The sequence below is a fragment of the Methylocystis iwaonis genome (assembly GCF_027925385.1).
Classification (GTDB): Bacteria; Pseudomonadota; Alphaproteobacteria; order Rhizobiales; family Beijerinckiaceae; genus Methylocystis; species Methylocystis iwaonis.
This window is the reverse complement of record NZ_AP027142.1, coordinates 345,493-366,460: the sequence shown is the minus strand read 5'-3', so window position 1 is coordinate 366,460 and position 20,968 is coordinate 345,493. Positions and strand designations below refer to the sequence as shown.

At 64.8% G+C, this 20,968-nt stretch carries 16 protein-coding genes and 1 tRNA gene; 9 read left to right on the top strand and 8 right to left on the bottom strand.

From position 1 onward, the window contains the following. Nucleotides 1-216 precede the first annotated feature (216 nt). Nucleotides 217-1,125: an outer membrane protein gene (locus QMG84_RS01725; RefSeq protein WP_281930033.1), complete on the bottom strand. Its 909-nt coding sequence runs from the start codon at nucleotides 1,123-1,125 to the stop codon at nucleotides 217-219. A gap of 188 nt (nucleotides 1,126-1,313) precedes the next feature. Next, nucleotides 1,314-2,624 (bottom strand): replication-associated recombination protein A, encoded by a 1,311-nt coding sequence (locus tag QMG84_RS01720; protein WP_281930031.1) that lies wholly within the window; start codon nucleotides 2,622-2,624, stop codon nucleotides 1,314-1,316. 192 nt (nucleotides 2,625-2,816) lie between these two features. On the opposite strand from QMG84_RS01720, the gene QMG84_RS01715 reads away from it, so the two are divergent. Further along, a complete protein-coding gene (locus QMG84_RS01715; RefSeq protein WP_281930029.1) occupies nucleotides 2,817-3,623 on the top strand; it encodes a division plane positioning ATPase MipZ in 807 nt (268 codons plus the stop codon). A 246-nt stretch (nucleotides 3,624-3,869) separates the two neighbouring features. Here QMG84_RS01715 and greA read toward each other — a convergent pair whose 3' ends face one another. After that, the gene (greA, locus tag QMG84_RS01710; RefSeq protein ID WP_281930028.1) at nucleotides 3,870-4,337 is read right to left on the bottom strand and encodes a transcription elongation factor GreA; all 468 of its coding nucleotides are present in this window, start codon (nucleotides 4,335-4,337) and stop codon (nucleotides 3,870-3,872) included. Nucleotides 4,338-4,496: 159 nt separating this feature from the next. Beyond that, nucleotides 4,497-5,483: an MDR family oxidoreductase gene (locus QMG84_RS01705; protein ID WP_202070790.1), complete on the bottom strand. Its 987-nt coding sequence runs from the start codon at nucleotides 5,481-5,483 to the stop codon at nucleotides 4,497-4,499. A 374-nt stretch (nucleotides 5,484-5,857) separates the two neighbouring features. Between QMG84_RS01705 and QMG84_RS01700 the strand changes: the two genes are divergently transcribed. After that, nucleotides 5,858-6,265: a Ros/MucR family transcriptional regulator gene (locus tag QMG84_RS01700; RefSeq protein ID WP_281930026.1), complete on the top strand. Its 408-nt coding sequence runs from the start codon at nucleotides 5,858-5,860 to the stop codon at nucleotides 6,263-6,265. A gap of 208 nt (nucleotides 6,266-6,473) precedes the next feature. Further along, nucleotides 6,474-7,420, top strand: a protein-coding gene (locus QMG84_RS01695) for an IS630 family transposase (RefSeq protein ID WP_281930025.1) whose coding sequence is annotated in 2 segments (ribosomal slippage) — nucleotides 6,474-6,813 and nucleotides 6,813-7,420 — 948 coding nt in all. Because the reading frame shifts where the segments join, the coding sequence is not laid out codon by codon here. Between the two features lie 93 nt (nucleotides 7,421-7,513). Here QMG84_RS01695 and QMG84_RS01690 read toward each other — a convergent pair. Continuing rightward, on the bottom strand, nucleotides 7,514-7,876 hold the full coding sequence (locus tag QMG84_RS01690; RefSeq protein WP_202070792.1) for a TIGR02300 family protein: 363 nt from the start codon (nucleotides 7,874-7,876) through the stop codon (nucleotides 7,514-7,516). Nucleotides 7,877-8,048: 172 nt separating this feature from the next. Here QMG84_RS01690 and QMG84_RS01685 point away from each other — a divergent pair. The 3 genes from QMG84_RS01685 (at nucleotide 8,049) to QMG84_RS01675 (ending at nucleotide 9,460) form a co-directional block, all read left to right on the top strand. Continuing rightward, nucleotides 8,049-8,122, top strand: a tRNA-Gly gene (locus QMG84_RS01685). A 586-nt stretch (nucleotides 8,123-8,708) separates the two neighbouring features. Further along, nucleotides 8,709-9,083: a transcriptional regulator gene (locus QMG84_RS01680; protein ID WP_281930022.1), complete on the top strand. Its 375-nt coding sequence runs from the start codon at nucleotides 8,709-8,711 to the stop codon at nucleotides 9,081-9,083. Next, on the top strand, nucleotides 9,080-9,460 hold the full coding sequence (locus QMG84_RS01675) for a diacylglycerol kinase family protein (protein ID WP_281930020.1): 381 nt from the start codon (nucleotides 9,080-9,082) through the stop codon (nucleotides 9,458-9,460). Before QMG84_RS01680 ends, QMG84_RS01675 begins: the two co-directional genes overlap by 4 nt. Here the strand turns inward: QMG84_RS01675 and QMG84_RS01670 are convergent. The 3 genes from QMG84_RS01670 to QMG84_RS01660 form a co-directional block, all read right to left on the bottom strand. Then, nucleotides 9,457-11,790: a Tex family protein gene (locus QMG84_RS01670; RefSeq protein WP_281930018.1), complete on the bottom strand. Its 2,334-nt coding sequence runs from the start codon at nucleotides 11,788-11,790 to the stop codon at nucleotides 9,457-9,459. The two genes, QMG84_RS01675 and QMG84_RS01670, sit on opposite strands and share 4 nt — an antisense overlap. A gap of 396 nt (nucleotides 11,791-12,186) precedes the next feature. Further along, nucleotides 12,187-12,780, bottom strand: a complete 594-nt coding sequence (locus tag QMG84_RS01665; RefSeq protein WP_281930017.1) for a hypothetical protein — start codon at nucleotides 12,778-12,780, stop codon at nucleotides 12,187-12,189. Further along, nucleotides 12,764-14,773 (bottom strand): hypothetical protein, encoded by a 2,010-nt coding sequence (locus QMG84_RS01660; RefSeq protein ID WP_281930016.1) that lies wholly within the window; start codon nucleotides 14,771-14,773, stop codon nucleotides 12,764-12,766. Before QMG84_RS01660 ends, QMG84_RS01665 begins: the two co-directional genes overlap by 17 nt. Nucleotides 14,774-15,448: 675 nt before the next feature. Here QMG84_RS01660 and QMG84_RS01655 point away from each other — a divergent pair. The 3 genes from QMG84_RS01655 (at nucleotide 15,449) to QMG84_RS01645 (ending at nucleotide 20,900) form a co-directional block, all read left to right on the top strand. Continuing rightward, complete coding sequence (locus QMG84_RS01655) at nucleotides 15,449-18,559, top strand: helicase-related protein (RefSeq protein ID WP_281930014.1); 3,111 nt, start codon at nucleotides 15,449-15,451, stop codon at nucleotides 18,557-18,559. 201 nt (nucleotides 18,560-18,760) lie between these two features. Next, nucleotides 18,761-20,173: a mannose-1-phosphate guanylyltransferase/mannose-6-phosphate isomerase gene (locus QMG84_RS01650; RefSeq protein ID WP_281930012.1), complete on the top strand. Its 1,413-nt coding sequence runs from the start codon at nucleotides 18,761-18,763 to the stop codon at nucleotides 20,171-20,173. Nucleotides 20,174-20,243: 70 nt separating this feature from the next. Next, entirely contained in the window at nucleotides 20,244-20,900 is a 657-nt protein-coding gene (locus QMG84_RS01645; RefSeq protein ID WP_281930010.1) for a phosphoribosylanthranilate isomerase, read from the top strand. The last annotated feature ends 68 nt before the right edge of the window (nucleotides 20,901-20,968 follow it).

Genomic DNA, 20,968 nt, shown 5'->3' with positions numbered 1-20,968 from the left:
CCAAAGTCCTTTGAACAGGGTTAGCACCCGTGCGACCCCCAGGCCAAGCGCGACACGATTCGAGCGGGGCTTATCCCCTATGAGTTCCGACGGCCTTTGCTATACCCGGCGGTGAAGCGTGTCCATGCCGGTCGCGTTACATGACCTATTTGTAATAAAAAGGAAAAGCCCGGCCACAAGGGCCGGGCTTCATGATTTCATGAACTGGCTAAAGTCTTAGTATTTCGCCAGAACCGGCGCCGGAGCGGCGAAGGGATTGAAGTGCCAGTTCAGGCCGGCGCGAACCGTGTGGAACTGGGTCGGCGAGCTGTGCGAACCAGCCCAGCCGGGAACCACGAAGGTCGTGAGCACGCCCGGGATGACCACATTGGTCGAGCCGAGATCGGTGTAGAGATATTCCACCTTCAGCGACCAGGCCGGGAAAGCGAGCGGCGACCACTCGACGCCGCCACCGGCGGTCCAGCCCGTCTTGGTGCCGAACGACTTGGCGCGGCCGATCACGGCGCCGCCGACGGGGCCGGTCAGGAAGATGTCGGCGACCGAGACGGTCTGATCCACCTGGCCATAGGCGAAGCCGCCCGTGCCGTAGACCAGCAGATTCGGCCAGGACGGAAGCGTCACGCCGATGCGGCCACGAACCGTGCCCCACCAATCGACGCTCTTCGCGGAGTTCACGAAGGCGCTATGCAGAATGGGGCCGCGCGCCGCAGTGGCGGCGAAAGCCGTCGACGGGCTGGTCGTCGCGCCGACCACATTCGACTGGCTGTTGATGTCGGCCGCCTGGATGTCAGCTTCGGCGCCGACAACGAGCCACGGCGAGAACTGGAAGTTGTAGCCGATCTGACCGCCGCCCGTGACGCCGTTCAGATTCTGCGGAGCGTTCCACGCGGCGGAGAAGCCCGGAGCAGCCGACGGCGACGGATAGATGAAGCCGCCCGTCTCATTGGAGCCGGCGCCAAAACCATAGCCGATGTTGATACCGCCATAGAGGCCGTTCCAGGTGAAGCTCGGCGCCGGGGGAACAAAGACCGGCGGCGGTCCCTTGCGCGACGGGAGATCGGCGGCAAAAGCGGAACCCGCAACAAGAGCCAGCACAACGCCGGCGGCGACAGGAAACTTGGCCATAATCGACCCCTTCGTAGACATTTCGAATTCTTGGGCTTCTGCCGCTTGAATGCGACCTCCGCGCCGTCACGGCTAGACTTACGGCTGACCTCGCGGACGGTCAATCGAAAGGCGACCTGAACAAGCCTTGTGCATCACGTTTGCCAGCCTGCGTGACAATTGCGCAACATAATCGTGCAGTTCCCCGGTCATTTTGCGTTGCGTTCGCGCCGCAACCGCTCCCAATAATCGAGGCGCTTGGCGAGCTCTCGCTCGAAGCCGCGCTCGACCGGCTGATAGAGCCGCTGGCGCCCGAGCGCGTCGGGCCAGTAATTCTGCCCGGAGAAGGCGTCGGGCGAATCATGATCATATTCATAGCCCTCGCCATAGCCTTCCTCGCGCATCATCTTGGTCGGCGCGTTGAGGATGACCTTGGGCGGCATGAGCGAGCCCTTCTCCTGCGCGAGGCGGCGCGCCTTCTTATAGGCGACATAGCCGGCGTTGGATTTGGGCGCCGTCGCCACATAGATCACCGCCTGCGCCAGAGCGAGCTCGCCTTCCGGAGACCCGAGAAAGTCATAAGCGTCCTTCGCGGCGTTGGCGATCACGAGCGCCTGCGGATCGGCGAGGCCGATGTCTTCGACCGCCATGCGCACGATACGCCGGGCCAGAAAGAGCGGGTCTTCGCCCGCGTCCAGCATGCGCGCAAAGTAATAGAGCGCCGCGTCGGGGTCCGAGCCGCGCACGCATTTGTGCAACGCGCTGATGAGATTGTAGTGCCCCTCCTGCGCCTTGTCGTAGATGGGCGCCCGGCGCTGAACGACGTCCGAGAGCGCGGCGCGGTCGAAGATTTCGCCCGCGCGCGCCGCGCGCCAGATTTCTTCCGACAGAGTGAGCGCGGCGCGGCCGTCGCCATCGGCCATAGCGACCAACGCCTCGCGGGCGTCGTCGTCGAGCGGCAGCTTCTTGCCTTCTGTTTCTTCGGCGCGCGCCAGCAGCTTTTCGATCGCCGCAGCGTCGAGCGATTTGAAGGTCATCACACGCGCGCGCGACAGCAAAGCGGCGTTGAGCTCGAAGGACGGATTCTCCGTCGTCGCGCCGATCAAAGTGATCGTGCCGTCTTCCATCACAGGCAGAAAACTATCCTGCTGGGCGCGGTTGAAACGATGGATCTCATCGACGAAGAGCAGCGTGCCCTGGCCCGTCGCGCGGCGCGCACGCGCGGCCTCGAATGTCTTCTTGAGATCGGCGACGCCCGAGAAGATCGCTGAAATCTGCACGAAAGCGAGTTTCGTTTCATGCGCGAGCAGGCGCGCCACCGTTGTCTTGCCGGAGCCGGGCGGCCCCCAAAGAATAAGCGAGCCGAGCGAGCCGCCGCGAACGAGCCGCGTGAGCGCGCCGTCAGCTCCGAGCAAGTGATCTTGTCCAACCACCTCTTCGAGGCGAGTCGGGCGCAGACGGTCCGCCAAGGGGCGCGGCGCGCTTTCGTCGAGTTTCGCGTTTTCGAAGAGGTCGGGCATTGGAATCTCGGATGGTCAGAGTCTTTACTTGTGTCGGCGCCGATCAATTGACGCCTCGACGGCGCGTTAGCCAAAGCTTACCCTGCACGCAAGTAAATGATTCGGCCGCATAAGCTTGGGTGCTGCCGACAATTGCCGCGTTTCGCGTAAAGCCTTGCCGAACCGAGCAAACGCCAAAACGGAACCAAAAGAATGCGAACAATAGCTTTCGTTACGCAAAAGGGCGGCGCGGGCAAGAGCACCCTCGCGAGCAGCGTCGCCGTCGCCGCGCGCGCGGCCGGCGAGCGCGTTTTCATCTTCGATCTGGACCCGCTCCAAACCCTCGTCAAATGGGCGAGTTCGCGCGAGGCGTCCGACATCGGCGTCGAGCACGTGCCGGCGGGAAAGCTCGCCAAGGCAATCTCGGCGTTGGAAAAAAAGGGGATCACTTTGGTCATCCTCGACGCGCCGGGCCATGACGGCGAACAATTGCTTGCCGCCGTGCGCGCGGCGGACCTTTGCATCATTCCCGCGCGTCCGAACGCTTTCGATCTCTGGGCCAGCGAAAAAACCCGCGCGCAAGTGAAGGAGGAAGGTTGCGACTACGCCTTCCTGCTCAACCAATGCCCGCCGTCGCAACAGAGCGCGCGCGTCGATCTCGGCGCCAAGGCGCTGCAGGCGATGGGCGGTCTGCTTGCGCCGCTCGTCTCCTCGCGCGTCGACTACCAGGAAGCCGCGCGTCTCGGCCTCGGGGTCGCGGAATATAACCCCGAGGGCGTGGCCGCGCAGGAAATGAAAGAGCTGTGGAGCTCGATCAAGCGCCGCCTGAAGCGCGCCTCGGCGAAGCCGGCGGCTGAAAAAGCTGCAGCGGAAAAACCCGCCCCGGCTCAAAAAGCCTCTGCGCCGAAGGCCGCCGTCACCAAGCCGGAAGCGCCTCAGAAGGCGGCCGCGGTTGCGCAGAAAGCCGAAACGCAGGAAACCAAAAGCCCCGCCAAGAAGGTTGCGCGCAAAGCGGCATAGCGCCGGCGCGAAGGATAGAGAACGAAGTCGAGCGGCGCGGGAACGCGCGGCTCAGACTGCTGATAAAATGGCGGTGACGCCCCTCGTGCTTCGAGACGCCTGCTGCGCAGGCTCCTCAGCATGAGGAGCTTCTGCAAAAACACTTAGGCCTCATCCTGAGGAGCGAGCGAAGCTCGCGTCTCGAAGGACGAGGCCGCCTCGGAGGTTTGGCGACAAATTAGCCGCGCGGAAACGCGCGGCTTTTTGTTACGCGATCTCGACGATCTGCGCGCGGTGATGGCCGACCTCGACCTCGTCGCCGACAGCCTTGCCCATCAGGGCCTGCGCAAGCGGGGCGACATAGGGAAGCAACCCCTTCGCCGGATCGGCCTCGTCTTCGCCCACAAGGCGGAACGCCCGGCGCTCCCCCCCCTCCAGCTCCACCACGACTCGGTGGCCGAAGCGCACATGCGAATGGTCGGCGATGCGCGGCACGATCTCAGCGCTGGCGCGGCGCGCCCGCCAGTAGCGCAAATCGCGCTGGGCGAGCGCGATCGCATGATTGTCGCCAGCGGCGTTCGCCTTTTCCAGATCGGCCAGCAGGCGCGTCATAGCGTCGTCGATCTGCTGCAAGCCTTCTTGCGTCACCAGATTGCGATGCGGGCTGATCGGACGATCCGGCAAATCCTCGCGCGGATTGTCGTCGTCCTGTTCTTTGGTGAATGCCGAACTCATGCGTCCTACCTTTGGCGCCCCGAGGGCATGAAAAGCTAAACGGTCCAAGAGCGCGGTCCGGGAGCGCGATCCGCTCGGCGGCCGAAAGCCGATTACAACCGAAGCGAATGCGTTCGTCGAGGCGTCGGGCGGCGCTGCGACAATTGGTCGAAGCGACGCTCAGCGCATCTCGATGACGACCCGCCCGCGTATCTTCCCGCCGACGATCGAGCGCGCCCTCTCCAGCGCCTGATCGAAGGGGATTATCTCACACATGGCGTCGATCATCGCGACGTCCAGGTCTGTCGCGAGCCGCGCCCAGGCTTCGCGGCGCAAATTTATTCTTGGCCGAACGCTTTCGACGCCGAGCAGCGACACGCCGCGCAGGATGAAAGGCGCGACGCTCGCGGGCAGATCCATGCCGCCGACATTGCCGCAGGCGGCGATCGCGCCGTCGAACCGGGTCTGCGCAAGCATATTCGCCAGCGTGGCGCCGCCGACCGTATCGACGCCGGCGGCGAAGCGTTGGGTTTGCAGCGCTTTGCCGGGGGACGAAAAATCCTCCCGCGTCAATATTTCGGCCGCGCCGATGGATCTCAGATAATCGGCCTCGGCGGGACGCCCGGTGATGGCGGCGACGCGCCAGCCGGCCTGCGCCAGGAGGGCGACGGCGAAGGAGCCGACGCCGCCCGAGGCGCCGGAGACCACGGCCATTCCGTCAGCGGGCGAGAGGCCATGCCGCTCGAGCGCGAAAAGACAGAACATGGCGGTGAGCCCCGCCGTGCCGATCGTCATCGCGCGCGCGGGCGTCAACGCGCCGGGGAGCTTGACCAACCATTCGCCGGGGAGCCGCGCCTTCTGCGCGAAGCCGCCAAAATGCGCCTCGCCCAAGCCGCAGCCCGTGGCGACGACGAGGTCCCCCGGCGCAAAACCCGCATGCGCCGATCGGGTGACCCGCCCGGCGAGATCGACGCCCGGAATCATCGGAAAGCGGCGCACCACCGGGGCTTTTCCGGTCACCGCCAGACCGTCCTTGTAATTGATCGCCGAGTAGAGCACCGCGAGATCGACGTCGCCGGGCATTAGCTCGTCCTCTGTCATCTCCACATAATCGGCGCTCTGGGCGCCCGACTGGACATCAATTCGTACGGCCCTGAAAGTGGACATTGCGGCTCCAAGTCGAGTCGAACAGGCAAGGCATTGTGTTACTGCTCAATAACCATCCTCCATAACCTCATCTAGGCCGATCTTCGCCTGTTCGTCCCATGGACGGGCTCAAGACTTTGCGATTCTGGGCGGCTCTGCGCTGCTGCGGCGCGCTCGAAAGAGAAACATATGGCGTAAATGAGATGACCTAAATTTAATGGAGCATAATTCTTGATGGACGGGGATAAATGGCATAAATTGACGTTTAGTCTTCGCCTGTTCGATAAAGCCCGTCGCGTAAAAGGTTTTGTCCGAGCTATTTGAAGCGGCGACGCTTCCCGAGAGAAGACGCCAGCCCTCTCAGGGTCCCCACGTGACGCAATAGGCGCCCTTAAATGAACCTGCCCAACAATATCGAACTCGCCGCGGACATTGTATCGGCCTATGTCAGCAACAATTCCGTGCCAGCCTCCGATCTGCCTCAGCTCATCAGCGAAGTATATAATGCGTTGCAGCGCGTCGGCTCCAGCGTCGCCGCCGCCCCGGCCGAGCCGCCGAAGCCCGCCATCGCGCCCAAGCGCTCGGTGACGAACGACTACATCATCTGTCTGGAAGACGGTAAGAAGTTCAAATCCCTGAAGCGTCATCTGCGCACGCAATACGGCCTTTCCCCCGAGGAATATCGCGAGAAATGGGGCCTGCCGGCCGATTATCCGATGGTCGCCCCCAATTACGCCCAGGCGCGCTCCAATCTCGCCAAAGAGATGGGCCTGGGCCAGCAGCGCCGCCGTCGCGGCAAATAACCGTTCCCAGAGCGCATTCCGCAAAAGTTGATAGACTTTTGCGATAAGAATGCGCTCCAATTTTTTGACTCTGCGCGCTTTCCGCTCGCGTGATTCCATGCGAGCGGAAAGCGCGCTAGAGCGGGTTCGTCATTTTCCGATTCAAGAGAGGATTCCCGAATCGGCGAAAGACTGATTCCTTACGTCATGTGCATGACGGAGGAGGAAGATGGCTCGAGCCTACAGCCAGGATTTGCGCGACCGAGTGATCGACGTCGCGTTGAAGGGGCTTTCGGCGCGTCAGGCGGCGGCGCGTTTCGGGGTCGGTGATGCGACCGCGATCGTCTGGGTTCGCCGCGCGCGCCAGAGCGGCGAGCGCGGCGCACGCAAGCAGGGACAGCCGAAACGCTGCAAGCTCGACCCGCACCGCGATTTCCTGCTGGCGCTGATCGAGGCGACGCCGGACCTGACCATCAGCGAACTGCTGGAACGGCTCCTCGCCGAACGCGGGATCAAGGCAAGCCGAGCGACGCTGTGGGGCTTTCTCGACCGCTGCGGTCTAACCTACAAAAAAAGACCGCCCATGCGAGCGAGCAGGACCGGCGGGATGTGAAGGAGCGGCGCGAAACCTGGTTCGACAACCAGCTCGATCTCGATCCCGAAAAGCTCGTCTTCATCGACGAGACCTGGACCACGACCAATATGGCGCGCAAGAACGGGCGCGCGCCGAAAGGCGAGCGGCTGCGCGCCAGCGTTCCGCATGGGCATTGGAAGACGACGACATTCGTCGCCGGCCTGCGCCTGACTGGAATGACGGCGCCGATGGTTCTCGACGGCCCGATCAATGGTCAATGGTTCCAGGCTTATGTCGATCAGGTTCTCGTTCCGACGCTCTCGCCGGGCGACATTGTCGTGATGGACAATCTGGGGAGCCACAAGGGCGCCGGCGTGCGCAAGGCCATCGAGGCGGCCGGCGCGACGCTGCTCTATCTTCCGCCCTACAGTCCCGATTTCAATCCGATCGAGAAGGCCTTCTCCAAACTCAAAGCTCTGCTCCGCAAAGCCGCGGAGCGGACCGTCGACGCCCTATGGAACAGGATCGGCGCATTGCTGAAGGAGTTCTCCCCCGCTGAATGCGCAAATTTCTTCGCCGCCGCTGGATATGAGCCGGTTTAAGACGAATCCGCTCTAGCCCAAACAAAAAACCCGCGGCGCTCGCCGCGGGTTTTTTGTTGGCTGTTTGCGGGGCGCCCGAAAGGGGCGCGACGCTCACCCCTCGTCGTCGGTCTCGATGTCGCCGTCGATGAGGCCGGAGACGTCGTCGTCCTCGCCCTCTTCCTCTTCGAGGAAGGTGTCGTCGTCGCCGGCGTCGTCGATCTCAACGTCTTCATCGACATCGAGCGTCTCGGCCGCATTCTCGCTCTCCTCGACCTCGTCGAGCGACACGGTTTCCACGCCCTCCTTCTCGACCTCGCTCTCTTCCTCCTCCACGCGGCCGGGCGCGCGCGAAAGCGCGGTGATCTGGAAGATCGTCCCGCACTTCGGGCAGACGATCGGGCTCTTGTTGAGGTCGTAGAATTTCGTTGCGCAGGACTGGCATTGGCGCTTGGCGCCGAGTTCCGGTTTGGCCACGGTTCGTTGATCCTTACGAAAGGGGCAGCGTTGGAACGCCCGCCTGTTGATTGACCATCGGGCGCTCGGGTTAGTGGGCTCCGGCGGCGCTGTCAAATAGATAAATGCGCGCAGCCCGCGCGACGGATTCGCCGTTGCAAAGCGGCGCGCGGCTTGGCATAGAAAAAGGGTCGCGGGTGTAGCTCAATGGTAGAGCAGCAGCCTTCCAAGCTGAATACGAGGGTTCGATTCCCTTCACCCGCTCCATTTTTCTCAAAATGCATAGGGGAGGCGATTATGCCGAAAATTTTAGACAACTTCGCCTGCTTTCGAGCGCACGTCCAAACGCCGTAAGGGCTTCAACTCCGAAACCCATGTGAAGCGCGGCGCGCGAATCATTCACGGCGATAAGGAGCTCGTGGAAAAGCTCGGCCGCGCCGATCCCTGTCCCTGCGGCTCCATGAAAAGCTTTCAAGCGCTGCTGCTTGAAGACCGGCCGCTATGACGGCGTCGAGCGGGACCATTACTTTCAGAGAATGAACCGCGCGTGTCCCCGCGTCATGACCGCGCTTGTCGCGGCCATCCACGCCGCGCCGAAAGCTTAAGAATATGAGAGGACCAACGCCGCTTCTTCTCCCCGCGTGTCGTCATGTCCCGGCGTGGATGCCCGCGACAAGCGCGGGCATGACGCGGCTGCGGAGGGTTTGTTTACCCGAATTCCGCGCCCTGACATGGGCCCGCGCGCGCTTGACGCGCGCCCAGGCCGCCGCATACTTTGCCACGCAAAGCTTAGGCGGAGACTTGGCCAGGCAGGTGGCCAGGGGCGCCCCGGTCGCGAGTAACGGAGGAGACAGTGCCGCGGCACGAGGCCGAGAAAGGACGTTTCGCCTATGAGGGCCTCGACCGCGTCATCCACGAGAAGGCGCGCCTCGCCCTTCTGACCGCGCTCCTCTCTTTTCCGAAGGGCTTGCCTTTCTCGGAGCTCAAACGCCTTTGCGGCCTGACCGACGGCAATCTCAGCCGCCATCTCGCCGTGCTGCAGGAAGACGGACTCATCGTCATCGATAAGCGTTTGGAGGAGAATCGCCCTCTGACGACCTGCCGCATCACAAGCCCGGGACGCAAACGCTTTTCCGAATATCTCAAAGTGCTCGAACGCCTGGTCGACGACGCCGGCAAAGCATCCGCCATGGCGAGCGTCCGCGATTCGGGGAGAGCCAGCCCTTGAAAAAGCCGGGCGCCTTTTCGCCGCAGGCGCGGTTGAAAAGTTTTTCCTATGCTTTCGCGGGGCTAGGCTTCATGCTGCGTTCCCAGCACAACGCCTGGCTTCACGCCGGCGCAACCATTGGCGTTGTGGCGGCGGGGCTTGCCTATAAGGTCCGGCCCGAGGAATGGCGCTGGCTCTTTGCCGCGGTGACGATCGTCTGGGTGGCCGAGGCGGTGAACACCGCCTTCGAACATGTCTGCAACGTCGTCTCGCCGCAGCATCATCCCGAGGTCGAGAAGGCGAAGGACGTCGCCGCCGGCGCCGTTCTGATTGCGGCGCTGGGAGCGGCGGCGATCGGCGCGAGCGTCTTCGCGCCCTATGCGATCGCCTCTTTTTAACGCCCGCCCTTCTGCTTCATCGCCGCCAGCAGCGCTTCGCCGAGTCCGCCGGGGCTATTGCCGGCCGGCTTGCCGCCCTTCGGCGCCGAGGTGAATTGCTGCGGCCCGCGCGGGCGTCCCTGATCGCGGCCGGGGCCGCCGCTTTGCCCGCCCTTGCCCTGCTGGCCCGGAGCGTCGTCGAGGCGCATGGAGAGCGAGATGCGCTTGCGCGGCGCGTCCACCTCCATGACCTTCACTTTCACGATGTCGCCGGGCTTCACCACGCTGCGCGGGTCTTTGACGAACTCCTTCGACAGGGCCGAAATATGCACCAGACCATCCTGATGCACGCCGATGTCGACGAAGGCGCCGAAGGCCGCGACATTGGTGACGACGCCCTCCAGGACCATGCCGGGCTTCAGATCGTTGAGCGTCTCGACGCCCTCCTGGAAGGTCGCGGTCTTGAAGGCGGGGCGCGGATCGCGGCCGGGCTTTTCCAATTCCGCCAGCACGTCGGTGACGGTTGGCACGCCGAAAGTCTCGTCGGCGAATTGCGCGGGCTTCAGCTTGCGCAATTCATTCGTATTGCCGATCAGCGATTTGATGTCGGTCTTCGCCGCGTCGAGGATGCGACGCACCAGCGGATAGGTTTCCGGGTGCACGCCCGAGCGGTCGAGCGGATCGTCGCCGTCGATGATGCGCAAGAAGCCGGCGCTTTGCTCGAAGGCCTTGGGGCCGAGGCGCGGCACCTTCTTCAATTCCGCGCGCGTGCGGAAAGGCCCGTTGGCGTCGCGATGCGCGACGATATTGGCGGCGAGCGTCTCGCCGAGGCCCGACACGCGCGCGAGCAGCGGGGCGGAAGCCGTGTTGACGTCGACGCCGACGGCGTTCACGCAGTCTTCGACCACCGCGTCGAGCGCGCGCGACAGCTTCATCTCGGAAAGGTCGTGCTGGTACTGCCCGACGCCGATCGATTTGGGCTCGATTTTCACGAGTTCGGCGAGCGGGTCCTGCAGACGTCGCGCGATGGAGGCGGCGCCGCGCAGCGTCACATCGAGGTCGGGGAGTTCCTTGGAGGCGTATTCGGAAGCCGAATAAACCGAGGCGCCCGCCTCCGACACGACGATCTTGGTGAGCTTCAACTCCGGATGCTTGGAGATTAGCTCGCTCGCGAGCTTATCCGTCTCGCGCGAGGCCGTGCCATTGCCGATGGCGATAAGTTCGATCTTGTGCTGGCGCGCCAGGCTCGCGAGCGTCGCGATCGATTCGTCCCAGCGCCGCTGCGGCTCGTGCGGATAGATGGGGGTGGTGGCGACGATCTTGCCGGTGGCGTCGATGACGGCGACCTTTACGCCGGTGCGAAAGCCCGGGTCGAGGCCGAGGGTCGCGCGCGCGCCAGCCGGCGCGGCGAGCAGAAGATCGCGCAGATTTTCGGCGAAAACGCGAATCGCTTCGTCTTCCGCGAGACGCCACAGGCGCGATCGCGCGTCGACCGAAAGATGCAGCTCGATCTTTGTGCGCCACGCCCAGCGCGCCGTATCGGTGAGCCATTTATCGCCGGGCCGGCCGCGATCCTCGATCTGATAGCGGCGCGCGATGCGGCTCTCATAGCCCCCGAGACCGGGCTCCGCCTCCGGCGCCATTTCGAGCTCCAGCATCTCCTCCTTCTCGCCACGGAACAGCGCGAGGATGCGGTGTGAGGGAAGCTTGGAGATGGGCTGGGAGAACTCGAAGTAATCTGAATATTTAGCGCCGGCGGCTTCCTTGCCCTCGCGCGGCTTTGATTTGAGAACCGCCTGCTGCCAGTGGGTTTCGCGCAGCGCGCCGATGAGGTCGGCGTCTTCCGCGAAGCGCTCGACGAGAATGGCGCGCGCGCCCTCCAGCGCCGCTTCGACGGTCGCGACATTCTTCTCGGCGTTGACAAAGGCTTCCGCCTGAGCCTTCGGGTCTTTATCGGGCGCGGCGAGCAGCGCCTCGGCAAGCGGCGCGAGGCCGGCTTCGATGGCGATCTGCGCCTTGGTGCGACGTTTGGGCTTGAAGGGCAGATAAATATCTTCGAGGCGCGCCTTATTGTCAGCCTCCATGATGACGCGCCTCAGCGCATCGTCGAGCTTGCCCTGCGAGTCGATCGACTCGAGAATCGCCTTGCGGCGCTCTTCGAGCTCGCGAAGATACCGCAGCCGTTCTTCCAGCTTGCGAAGCTGCGTATCGTCGAGCTGGCCCGTCGCCTCCTTACGGTAGCGCGCGATGAAGGGCACTGTCGAACCGCCGTCGAGCAAGCCGACCGCAGCCTCCACCTGCCAAGGTTTCGCCGCAAGTTCCTCGCTCAGCCGCTCGACGATCGACGCCATATGCTCGCCTCTCTCCGTGAAGGGAGGGAGGCTTGTAGCCAAGGGCGGCGGGGCAAGTCAAAGACGGGGCGGCCGGCGGCGCGATTCACGCACAGGCAATTTTGCGGCACGTGAGAGGGCGCGGACATGCGGCGGCCGATAAGTGGCGTTGACTCCCCTCGTGCTTCGAGACGCCTGCTGCGCAGGCTCCTCAGCATGAGGTGTTTCTGCATCTACGCCAAACACTTAGGCCTCTTCCTGAGGAGCGAGCAAAGCTCGCGTCTCGAAGGACGAGGCCGCCTCGGAGGTTTGTCGACGAGTGAATTTCTGGCAAACCAGTGCTCAGAAACTGTCCGTGCGGCGGCGATTCGACCAGAGTCAGCGGCTTCGCAGCGAGAACTGTTACGGCCCCTTCTCCTAATTCTTGCGCCCGACGAAGCGCGGGTCGCCGCCGAAGATCGACGACAGGGCGCGTGCGGTCTTCATGAAGGCGCGGCCCTGCGCGGTCAGACGCCAGCCCTCCGGCCCCTGTTCGAGATTGCCGGAGAGCGCCTGCTCCTTCAGCCGCCGGTCAATCTGCGCCCAATCGTCCACATAGACGCGCACAAAGGCGTCGCGCGCTTCCGCGCCCGTTAATGGACGATCGGCGGCGTCGAACTGCGACAACATGAAAACCGAGATCGATCGATCGGCGGTGATCGGTCCCAGAACGAAAGCCGCGAGGAGAAGCGATGTCGCCACGATCGCAGCGCCGAGCGCGTCGGCGCCGTCGATCCCGAAACGGCGCGGCAGGCGCGCGGCCGCCGCTGCAACCAGCACGATCAGCAGGAAGAAGTCGACAATGAGCGCGCCGACGCCGCGGTAGAACATGACGCCGGGGCCGAGGAAAGCCAGCGCCGCGCGCAGCAGCGCGACGAAGATCACGCCGCCGACGAGGGTCGCCGCGGCGTAGAGAAGGACGAGCGCGAAGGCGCGGCGGAGCGTCGAGCGCGTCTCAGTCATTTGCGTCATGATCGGCGCCGTTCAGGAGATAGACCCGGAAATTTTGATTGGCGTAGGCGGGCGCCGCCGTCGCGGTCCAGGCGCCGGGCGCGGCAAAGACCGGGTCGCGCGAAGCGACGACCAGCGCCGCGATATTATGGCGCGCGGCGCGACGGCGCGCCTCGTCGAACGAGAGCGTCGCATCGACAAAGAGTGGCCCGAGAAAAGCGATGCGCTCGTCGATCTCGGCCTCGCGGGCGCCGAAGAGTCGCGCATTATGCCGATCGGCGACGGCGACAGGAAAACGCCCATAGAGCCCGTAGCCATAGGCGCGGTTCTTTTCGGGATACGCCTGCACGACGGCGCCCGTCGGCAGATGCGCATCTAACCAGCTCCAGGCCGCCATCTCGTCCGCAAGCGTCGCGCGCGTGTGCTCGAGCGGGAAATAAAGACGTAGTTGCGCGACCGCGACGCCCAACGCCAGATAGGCGAGGACGAGACAGACGATGGCGGCGGCGCCGATCCCGCCGCGAAACAAATGCCCTTGCCGCGCCGCCGCCGCAGTCCAGATGAGCGTCGCGAATTGCGCAAAAAGCATCGCCCGCCAGCCAAGATCGTTGAGAAGGACCGTCGAGCGAAAGAATGAGCCGATCAGCAGGGAGGCGACGGTAAGGCAGATGAGCAGCAAGCCGAATTCGCTCGCGCGCCCCCGCCGGCCCGCCTTGCGCCAGAAGACGACCGAGCCGAGCGCGAAGACGCCGAAATCGATGAGATAGAAGAGCGGTATCGACAGGCCGCGGTACATCGCCCCGGCTTCGCGCGAGCCGGCGAGGATGTCGATCCATTCCGGGCCGCGCAAGGCGAAAGCGATTGGCGCCGCCTCGCCACCGCCCCCAACGCGCGGCAGCAGCGTTACGAGCCATGGCGCGGCCAAGCCAAGCGCAAGAACGCCGGCAATCCCGAGACGAATCGCATCGTCGATCCGGCGCCGCCAGAGAAGGGAGAGCAGCCAGAAGCCGGCGCCGAGCGCGGCCGGCATGGCGACATAGACGGATTCGCCCGCCATCGAGGCGAAGGCGAGGCCCGCGAGCGCCACGCGCCGCCAGTCGGCGCCGGGCGCGGTGAGCGCGATAAAACCGGCAAAAGCCGCGCAGAGCGCCGCGACGTGATGCGGCACCCACATCACGCTGTTGAACCAGGAGGTGACCTGCTCGTCCCAGTCGCTGAAATGCAGGAAGAGAAAGTCCGCGCTTCCCTCGCCCGCGACATAGACCGTCATGAGCGGCAGGAAATCGAGGCCCGTCGCAAAGAGCAACGCCAGCAGCAGCGCATTGCGCGCGCGGGGCCGCGTCTCCGCGGTTCCAACAGCCGTTTCGGCGCCGCTCTGCGCAAGCGCCGCCTGGGCGAGCGCGAACAGCGCGAAACCGATCAGCGGCGCGCAGGCGTAGACGGCGTGGCGCGCGGCAATGCCGAGCGGCGCGCCGACGACGGCGACCGCGGCGGGCAAGGTGTAGAAGAGGTAGTAATAGGACATCCCCCGGGCCGGATCGTAAAAGGTCGGGCTCCAGGGAGGCGCGCCGGACTGCGCCAGCGACCAGGTCGCCGCGGCGTGCTTCACATAATCGACAGCGAGCAGCGAATGCTGCAGCGTGCCGACGCCCGGCATGTCCACGAGGAGCGCCGTGGCAAAGACGATCCAAAACAGCGCGACGCCGATCCAGGCGGGATGCAGCCGCGAGCTCGTCACGCCCGGCCGCGCCAGCGCTGCCCAGCCCAGTGCGGCAAGCGCCAAGGCGGCGATCGTCATCGATTCGGGCCCGAGGCGGGCGGCGAGATTAAGGATCACGGGGACGCAGCCGAAGCCGCAGATCAGCGACAGGCCCAGACGCTCGAGCCGCGAGCCTTCGACGAAGCCGGGGAAACGTAGCCGATCGGCGATGGCCGCGCCGGCGCCGCTGACGATAAGCGACAGGAGCGCGAAGGCTTCGAGGGTGGCGCGAATTTCACTTAAGGCGATGCCCATGCGCGCCCCGAAACGTCCTGTTTTTCCGATGGTTCGCGCGCACTATGCGGGCGACAGCTTAAGGCCCTGTTTATCGGCGCAAGCCGGGGCGGCTACCGTAAAGCTCCCGCGTTAACCATGTTGAGGGACGGCGGCGGCGGGCGGCAAGATCACCGAGCCTCGCACACACTCGACGGGCCGGCGCCGGAATGAGACGGTTTCCTTAACAGCCGATCGTTTTCCTTCTCGGGCGACAGAACGCGTTCCAGTGCGGCCGCGCTACATTTTGCGCTCCTGCCGAGTGGCGCCACAAGATCTGAACAGAACCAACCAGCAACCAGCCAGAGAAGCGATTCGTACTTGCTGCGTTCCCGCTTTCCCCGGCTGGTTAATTGGCCCGCCAAAAAGCGGCTCGTTTCGAGGGTTGACAGAAGCGGCCCCGCGAGTCCCGCCGACCGTACGATCTTGCGGACGGAACCGAAACTAATATCTACCATGTCTGGGTCGCACTTAGGCAGGTCACACCATATCTTGTTGGAACGAAGCGTGACTCGGGGCGAGTCAGCGATTCGGCCGCGATTCGTTCGCCGGCTGTTCAGAAGGTGAATTCGCGCTCCGTCGAAAGTTCCGTTATGAGACGGCCGCGCCGGCGATGACGGCGCCCGGGGTCAGAAAAAAGAAAAGCGACAAATCCTCATGCCGCCGCTCCCGCCTGGAAGCCGCGCCGCCGCCCATGGGGTCGCGGCGGTGCTCGGCCCCACCAACACCGGCAAGACCCATCACGCCATCGAGCGCATGCTCTCCTTTCCGACGGGGATCATCGGCCTGCCACTGCGGTTGCTGGCGCGCGAGGTCTATGGCCGCGTGGTCGCGAAAGTGGGCTCCGAGGCCGTCGCGCTGATCACCGGCGAAGAGAAGATCAAACCCCGCGCGCCGGCCTATTGGATCTCGACCGTCGAGGCCATGCCGCGCGACATCGACGTGGATTTCCTGGCGATCGACGAGATCCAGCTCGCCGCCGACCTCGACCGGGGGCACATTTTCACCGACCGGCTGCTGCGCTGGCGCGGTCGGCAAGAGACCCTGCTGATCGGCGCCGACACCATGGCGCCGCTCATCAACGAGCTTTTCCCTGGCGCGCCGATCTTTTCGCGCCCGCGTCTCTCGCGACTGACCTTCGCCGGCGACAAGAAAATTTCTCGCCTGCCGCCCAAGACCGCCATCGTCGCCTTCTCGGCCGAGGAGGTCTACGCCATTGCAGAATGGATCAAGCGCCAAAGGGGCGGCGCGGCGGTGGTGCTCGGGGCGCTTTCGCCGCGCACCCGCAACGCCCAGGTCGAACTCTTCCAATCGGGCGACGTGGATTACATCGTTGCGACCGACGCCATCGGCATGGGACTCAATCTCGATGTGGATCATGTGGCCTTCGCCTCCGACCGCAAATTCGACGGCTGGCGCTATCGCCGCCTCACCCCGGCGGAATTCGGCCAGATCGCCGGCCGCGCTGGTCGCCATATGAGCGACGGCGCCTTTGGGGCGACGGGCCGCTGCCCGCCTTTCGAGGAGGAGCTGATCGAGGCGCTGGAGGACCATCGCTTCGATCCCGTCCAACTCCTGCAATGGCGCAACAGCAATCTCGACTTCTCGTCGATCCAGGCGCTGTCCCATTCGCTGGACAAGACGCCGGACCATCCGCGCTTCACCCGCGCGCCCATCGCCGTCGACCAGTTGACCCTGGAGGCGGCGAGCCGCGACGAAATCGCGCAGAAGAACGCCAAGACTCCGGCCGACGTCACAAGGCTCTGGGAAGCCTGTCAAATTCCCGATTATCGCAAGACCTCGCCGGCCGCCCACGCCGATCTCGCTCTGTCGGTCTTTTCTTTCATCGCAAGGCGCGGCAAAATTCCTCCCGATTGGATGGCGAAACATATCGACGCCGTCGATAGGGTCGACGGCGACATCGACACGCTGTCCAACCGGCTTGCGCAGGTCCGCACGGTCAGCTTTATCTCGAACCGTTCTGGCTGGCTCGATGACGCCGAGCATTGGCAGAGCGTCGCGCGTCGGGTAGAGGACAGCCTGTCCGACGCGCTGCACGCCCGTTTGACGCAGCGTTTCGTCGATCGCCGCACCAGCGTGCTGATGCGCCGTTTAAGAGAGAATGCGATGCTCGAAGCCGAAATCAACGCCGCCGGCGACGTGCTGGTGGAAGGCCAGCATGTCGGGAGCCTCCAGGGCTTTCGCTTCACGCCCGATCCGGGGGCGGCCGGCGAAGCCGCCAAGGCCCTGAATGCGGCGGCCCAGAAGGCCCTTGCCGGGGAGTTCGAGGCGCGCGCCACCCGCGTCTTCGACGCCGTCGACGACGCCTTCGTGCTCGGCAATGACGGCGTCATCCGCTGGCTCGGCGAGCCTGTGGCGAAAATCGCCGCCGGCGCGAGCGTGCTCACGCCCACGACCCGCATCCTCGCCGACGAGCAGCTCACCGGCGCGGCGCTGGAGAAGGTCCAGACCCGCCTCAATCTCTGGCTGGCGCAGCATGTGAAAAAGCTCCTCGGCTCGCTGGAGACGCTCGAAAAGGGCGAGGGGCTCGAGGGGGTCACGCGCGGCGTGGCCTTCCAGATCGCCGAGGATCTCGGCGTGCTGGACCGCGCCCGCGTCGCCAAGGACGTGAAGTCCTTCTCCCAGGAGGACCGCGCCGCCCTGCGCAAGCTCGGCGTGCGATTCGGCGCCTATCACATTTATCTGCCGCTGCTGCTGAAGCCGGCGCCGCGCGCTTTGGCCTCGCTCCTCTGGGCGCTGCAGCACGGCGGGCTCGACACCGTAAAGGGCCTCGAGGAAGTGCCGCATCTCGCGGCCTCGGGCCGCACCTCCTTCGCGGCCGATCCCACGATCCATAAGGGCTTCTACCGCGCCGCGGGTTTCCGCGTCTGCGGCGAGCGGGTGGTGCGCGTCGATATTCTGGAGCGCCTGGCCGATCTCATCCGCCCGGCGATCGCCTATAAGCCCGGCGTCACGGCGGGCGAGCCGCCCGCCGGCGCGGCCGATGGCGAGGGGTTCGTCGTCACCGTCGCCATGACCTCGCTCACCGGCTGCTCGGGCGAGGCTTTCTCTTCGATTCTGAAGTCGCTCGGCTATGCCTCCGCGCAGCGCCCGGGTCCAGCGATCACCGTGCCGCTGATTCCGGCCGCCTCGACCGAGCCGATCGCGCCAAAGCCGGCGGGCGAGGAAGAAACCGCGGCGGAGACCGCGAGCGAAACCACTGCCGAGACTGCGCCGCCTGAGACGCCCGCGGAGCCCGTCGCCGAAGCCCCGGTGGAAGCGGCCGTCGACGTCGTCGCTGAAACCGCCGCCATCGAGGCGCCGGCAGAGGCGACCGCGGTCGAAGCAACCGCCGAGGCGCCCGCCGCCGCGGAAGGAGCCCCGCCGGAAGCGCCCGCGACGATCGAAGTCTGGGCGCCGCAGCGCCACGCCCATGCCGGCCCGCGCCGTCATCAAGGCGCGCCTCAGCGCGGACCGCGCGAAGGCGGCGCCGAGGGCGAACGCCGCCCGCCCCGCCGCGACCGTCCGCGCCAGCCGGATGGCGCCGCCACGGCCGAAGGCGCTCCCCGCCCCGCCGGCAAGCCGCATTTCGACAAGCCGCGCTTCGACAAGCCGCGGCCGGACCGGGGCCCGCGCGACGACAGGCGCGGCCGGCCGGGCGGCGGTTTCGCGGCTCCCGAGAGACGCGAGCGCCAGCCCGACCCGGATTCGCCCTTCGCAAAGCTCGCGGCATTGAAGGCGGAGCTCGAGAAAAAGGGGAAAGCCTAAAAATCGAGTAGCTGGACTCCAGCCAAATTCTTGACAATAAGTAAGCGGAATGAGCTTTTCGCTCTCGGCGACACAGAGCCTTGTGCAAAATTTTGAAGAGGGCTGGCGCTTTCTTCTTCTCATCTGCTTAACCTAACGGTGAAGAGCGGTTTTCGGCTGCAGTCGAAGCAGCCGAAAACCGTCGGGCCGGAGAAGGACTGAATGATTAAAATTCTTCCTGTGATTATGTGCGGGGGCTCCGGAACGCGCGTCTGGCCCGAGTCGAGAGAGAGCCTTCCCAAGCAGTTTATTCCTCTCGTCGGCGAGCGTTCGACCTTCCAGACGACCATGGCGATGCTGGCCGACCCGGCGTTCGAAAAGCCGATCGTCATCTCCAACAGCGATTATCGCTTTCTGATCAGCGACCAGCTACGCGCGATCGGCGCTGAGGCCGACGTCGTGCTCGAGCCCTCGCGCCGCGATTCGGGCCCGGCGGTCGCCGTGGCGGCTGGCCTCGCCGCGCGCCGCGCGCCCGAGACGATCGTCGTCGTGCTCGCCGCCGACCATGTGGTGCGCGACCGCGCCGGCCTCGTCGCGCTGTGCAAGGAAGCCGCCGAAGCCGCGTCCGAGGGCTATATCGTCACGCTCGGCGTCAAGCCCGACCACCCGGCGACCGGCTACGGCTATCTGCGGCCTGGCGCGCCGCTGCACGAGGGAAGCGAGGTCCTCAAGCTCGACGCCTTCGTGGAAAAGCCGGATCGCGAGACGGCGCAGCGCTATATCGACGCCGGCTATTTCTGGAACAGCGGCAATTTTATCTTCCGCGCCGACGTCATGCAGGCCGAGATCGCCCATTTCGAGCCCACGATTGCCGAAGCCGCCGAGGCGGCGATCGACGGCGCGGCCCGCGATCTCGATTTCTGCGTGCTGAACGCCGAAGCCTTCGCCCGCGCGCCCAAGAAATCTATCGACTACGCCGTGATGGAGAAGACCGAGAAGGCGGCGCTGATTCCCGCCGACATCGGCTGGTCGGACGTCGGCACCTGGCGCGCCGTCTGGGAATTGTCGGAGCGCGACGAGAAGGGCAATTCGGTGCGCGGCCATGGCGTGGTGATGGACGCCAAAAATGTCCATGTACGCTCCGAGGAGGCGCTGACCACAGTCGTGGGCGTCGACGACGTCATCGTTGTGACGACGCAGGACGCAGTGCTGGTTCTCAACCATGAGCACGGCGACAGGGTGAAACATCTCGTCGACGAGCTGAAGACGCAGAACCGCCGCGAGGCGGCGGCGCATAAGCGCATCTTCCGTCCCTGGGGCTATTATCAGTCGATCGACGAGGGCCAGCGCTATCAGGTGAAGCGCATCGTGGTGAAGCCGGGCGAGCGCCTGTCATTGCAAAAGCATTTCCACCGCGCCGAACATTGGATCGTGGTGCGCGGCACGGCCGAGGTCGGCCGCGACGACGAAGTCCATCTCGTGCACGAGAATGAGTCGATCTATCTGCCGATCGGCTGCAAGCACCGCCTGATCAACCCCGGCAAGATCGATTTGGAGCTGATCGAGGTGCAGACCGGCTCCTATCTCGGCGAGGACGACATCGTCCGATTCCAGGACGTGTATAATCGGGGCTAAAAGGACCGCGCGCCTTCGGGCGCGCATCCAAGCCAGGCGAGCCTGAAGGCTCGCGGTCCGAGAGGCTGCATTGTCCGATACGCTCGTCAAAATCTGCGGCCTCTCATCCCCCGAGACGCTGCTCGCGGCCGTCTCCGCCGGCGCTGACATGGCGGGCTTTGTCTTCTTCGAGAAAAGCCCGCGCCATATCGATCTCGAAACGGCGCGGACACTGGGGGCGCTGGGCTCGGGGCGCATTCGCAAAGTAGCGCTGACGGTCGACGCCACGGACGACGCGCTCCAAGCAGTCATCGACAACCTCGAGCCCGACCTTCTGCAATTGCATGGGCGTGAAACCCCGGCGCGCGTCGCCGCGGTGAAGGCCTGCTTCGGCCTTCCGGTGATCAAGGCGATCGGCGTCGCGACCGCCGAGGATGTTGCGGCCGCGCAATCTTACGAGGACGTCGCGGATATTCTGTTGTTCGACGCCAAGCCGGCGCCGGGCGCTGCGGTTCCCGGCGGCGCAGGGGTCGCCTTCGACTGGGATTTGCTGCGCAACATAAGCGCCGCAAACTGGATGCTCTCCGGGGGGTTGGACGCAGAAAATGTAAGGGAAGCCCTGCGCCACACCAATGCGCCGGCGGTAGATGTGTCATCCGGCGTCGAGCGGGAGAGAGGCGTAAAGGACGCGGGGAAGATTGCAAAATTTTTGCTGGAGGTCCGGGTTTTTGATGGTCTTCTCCGCTAAGGGATCGCTTTACTTGAGCGCATTTCCTGAATTTTGCGCCAGGCAATCGAGGTATTTTTGCGAGGCGA

What these genes read in the sequence shown, in the direction of transcription:
- QMG84_RS01720 (WP_281930031.1), bottom strand. Translation starts at nt 2,624, where the DNA reads ATGCCCGACCTCTTCGAAAACGCGAAACTCGACGAAAGCGCGCCGCGC.
- QMG84_RS01670 (WP_281930018.1), bottom strand. Translation starts at nt 11,790, where the DNA reads ATGGCGTCGATCGTCGAGCGGCTGAGCGAGGAACTTGCGGCGAAACCT.
- QMG84_RS01650 (WP_281930012.1), top strand. Translation starts at nt 18,761, where the DNA reads ATGATTAAAATTCTTCCTGTGATTATGTGCGGGGGCTCCGGAACGCGC.
- QMG84_RS01705 (WP_202070790.1), bottom strand. Translation starts at nt 5,483, where the DNA reads ATGTCCACTTTCAGGGCCGTACGAATTGATGTCCAGTCGGGCGCCCAG.
- QMG84_RS01700 (WP_281930026.1), top strand. Translation starts at nt 5,858, where the DNA reads ATGAACCTGCCCAACAATATCGAACTCGCCGCGGACATTGTATCGGCC.
- QMG84_RS01660 (WP_281930016.1), bottom strand. Translation starts at nt 14,773, where the DNA reads ATGGGCATCGCCTTAAGTGAAATTCGCGCCACCCTCGAAGCCTTCGCG.
- QMG84_RS01655 (WP_281930014.1), top strand. Translation starts at nt 15,449, where the DNA reads ATGCCGCCGCTCCCGCCTGGAAGCCGCGCCGCCGCCCATGGGGTCGCG.
- QMG84_RS01715 (WP_281930029.1), top strand. Translation starts at nt 2,817, where the DNA reads ATGCGAACAATAGCTTTCGTTACGCAAAAGGGCGGCGCGGGCAAGAGC.
- QMG84_RS01725 (WP_281930033.1), bottom strand. Translation starts at nt 1,125, where the DNA reads ATGGCCAAGTTTCCTGTCGCCGCCGGCGTTGTGCTGGCTCTTGTTGCG.
- greA (WP_281930028.1), bottom strand. Translation starts at nt 4,337, where the DNA reads ATGAGTTCGGCATTCACCAAAGAACAGGACGACGACAATCCGCGCGAG.
- QMG84_RS01665 (WP_281930017.1), bottom strand. Translation starts at nt 12,780, where the DNA reads ATGACGCAAATGACTGAGACGCGCTCGACGCTCCGCCGCGCCTTCGCG.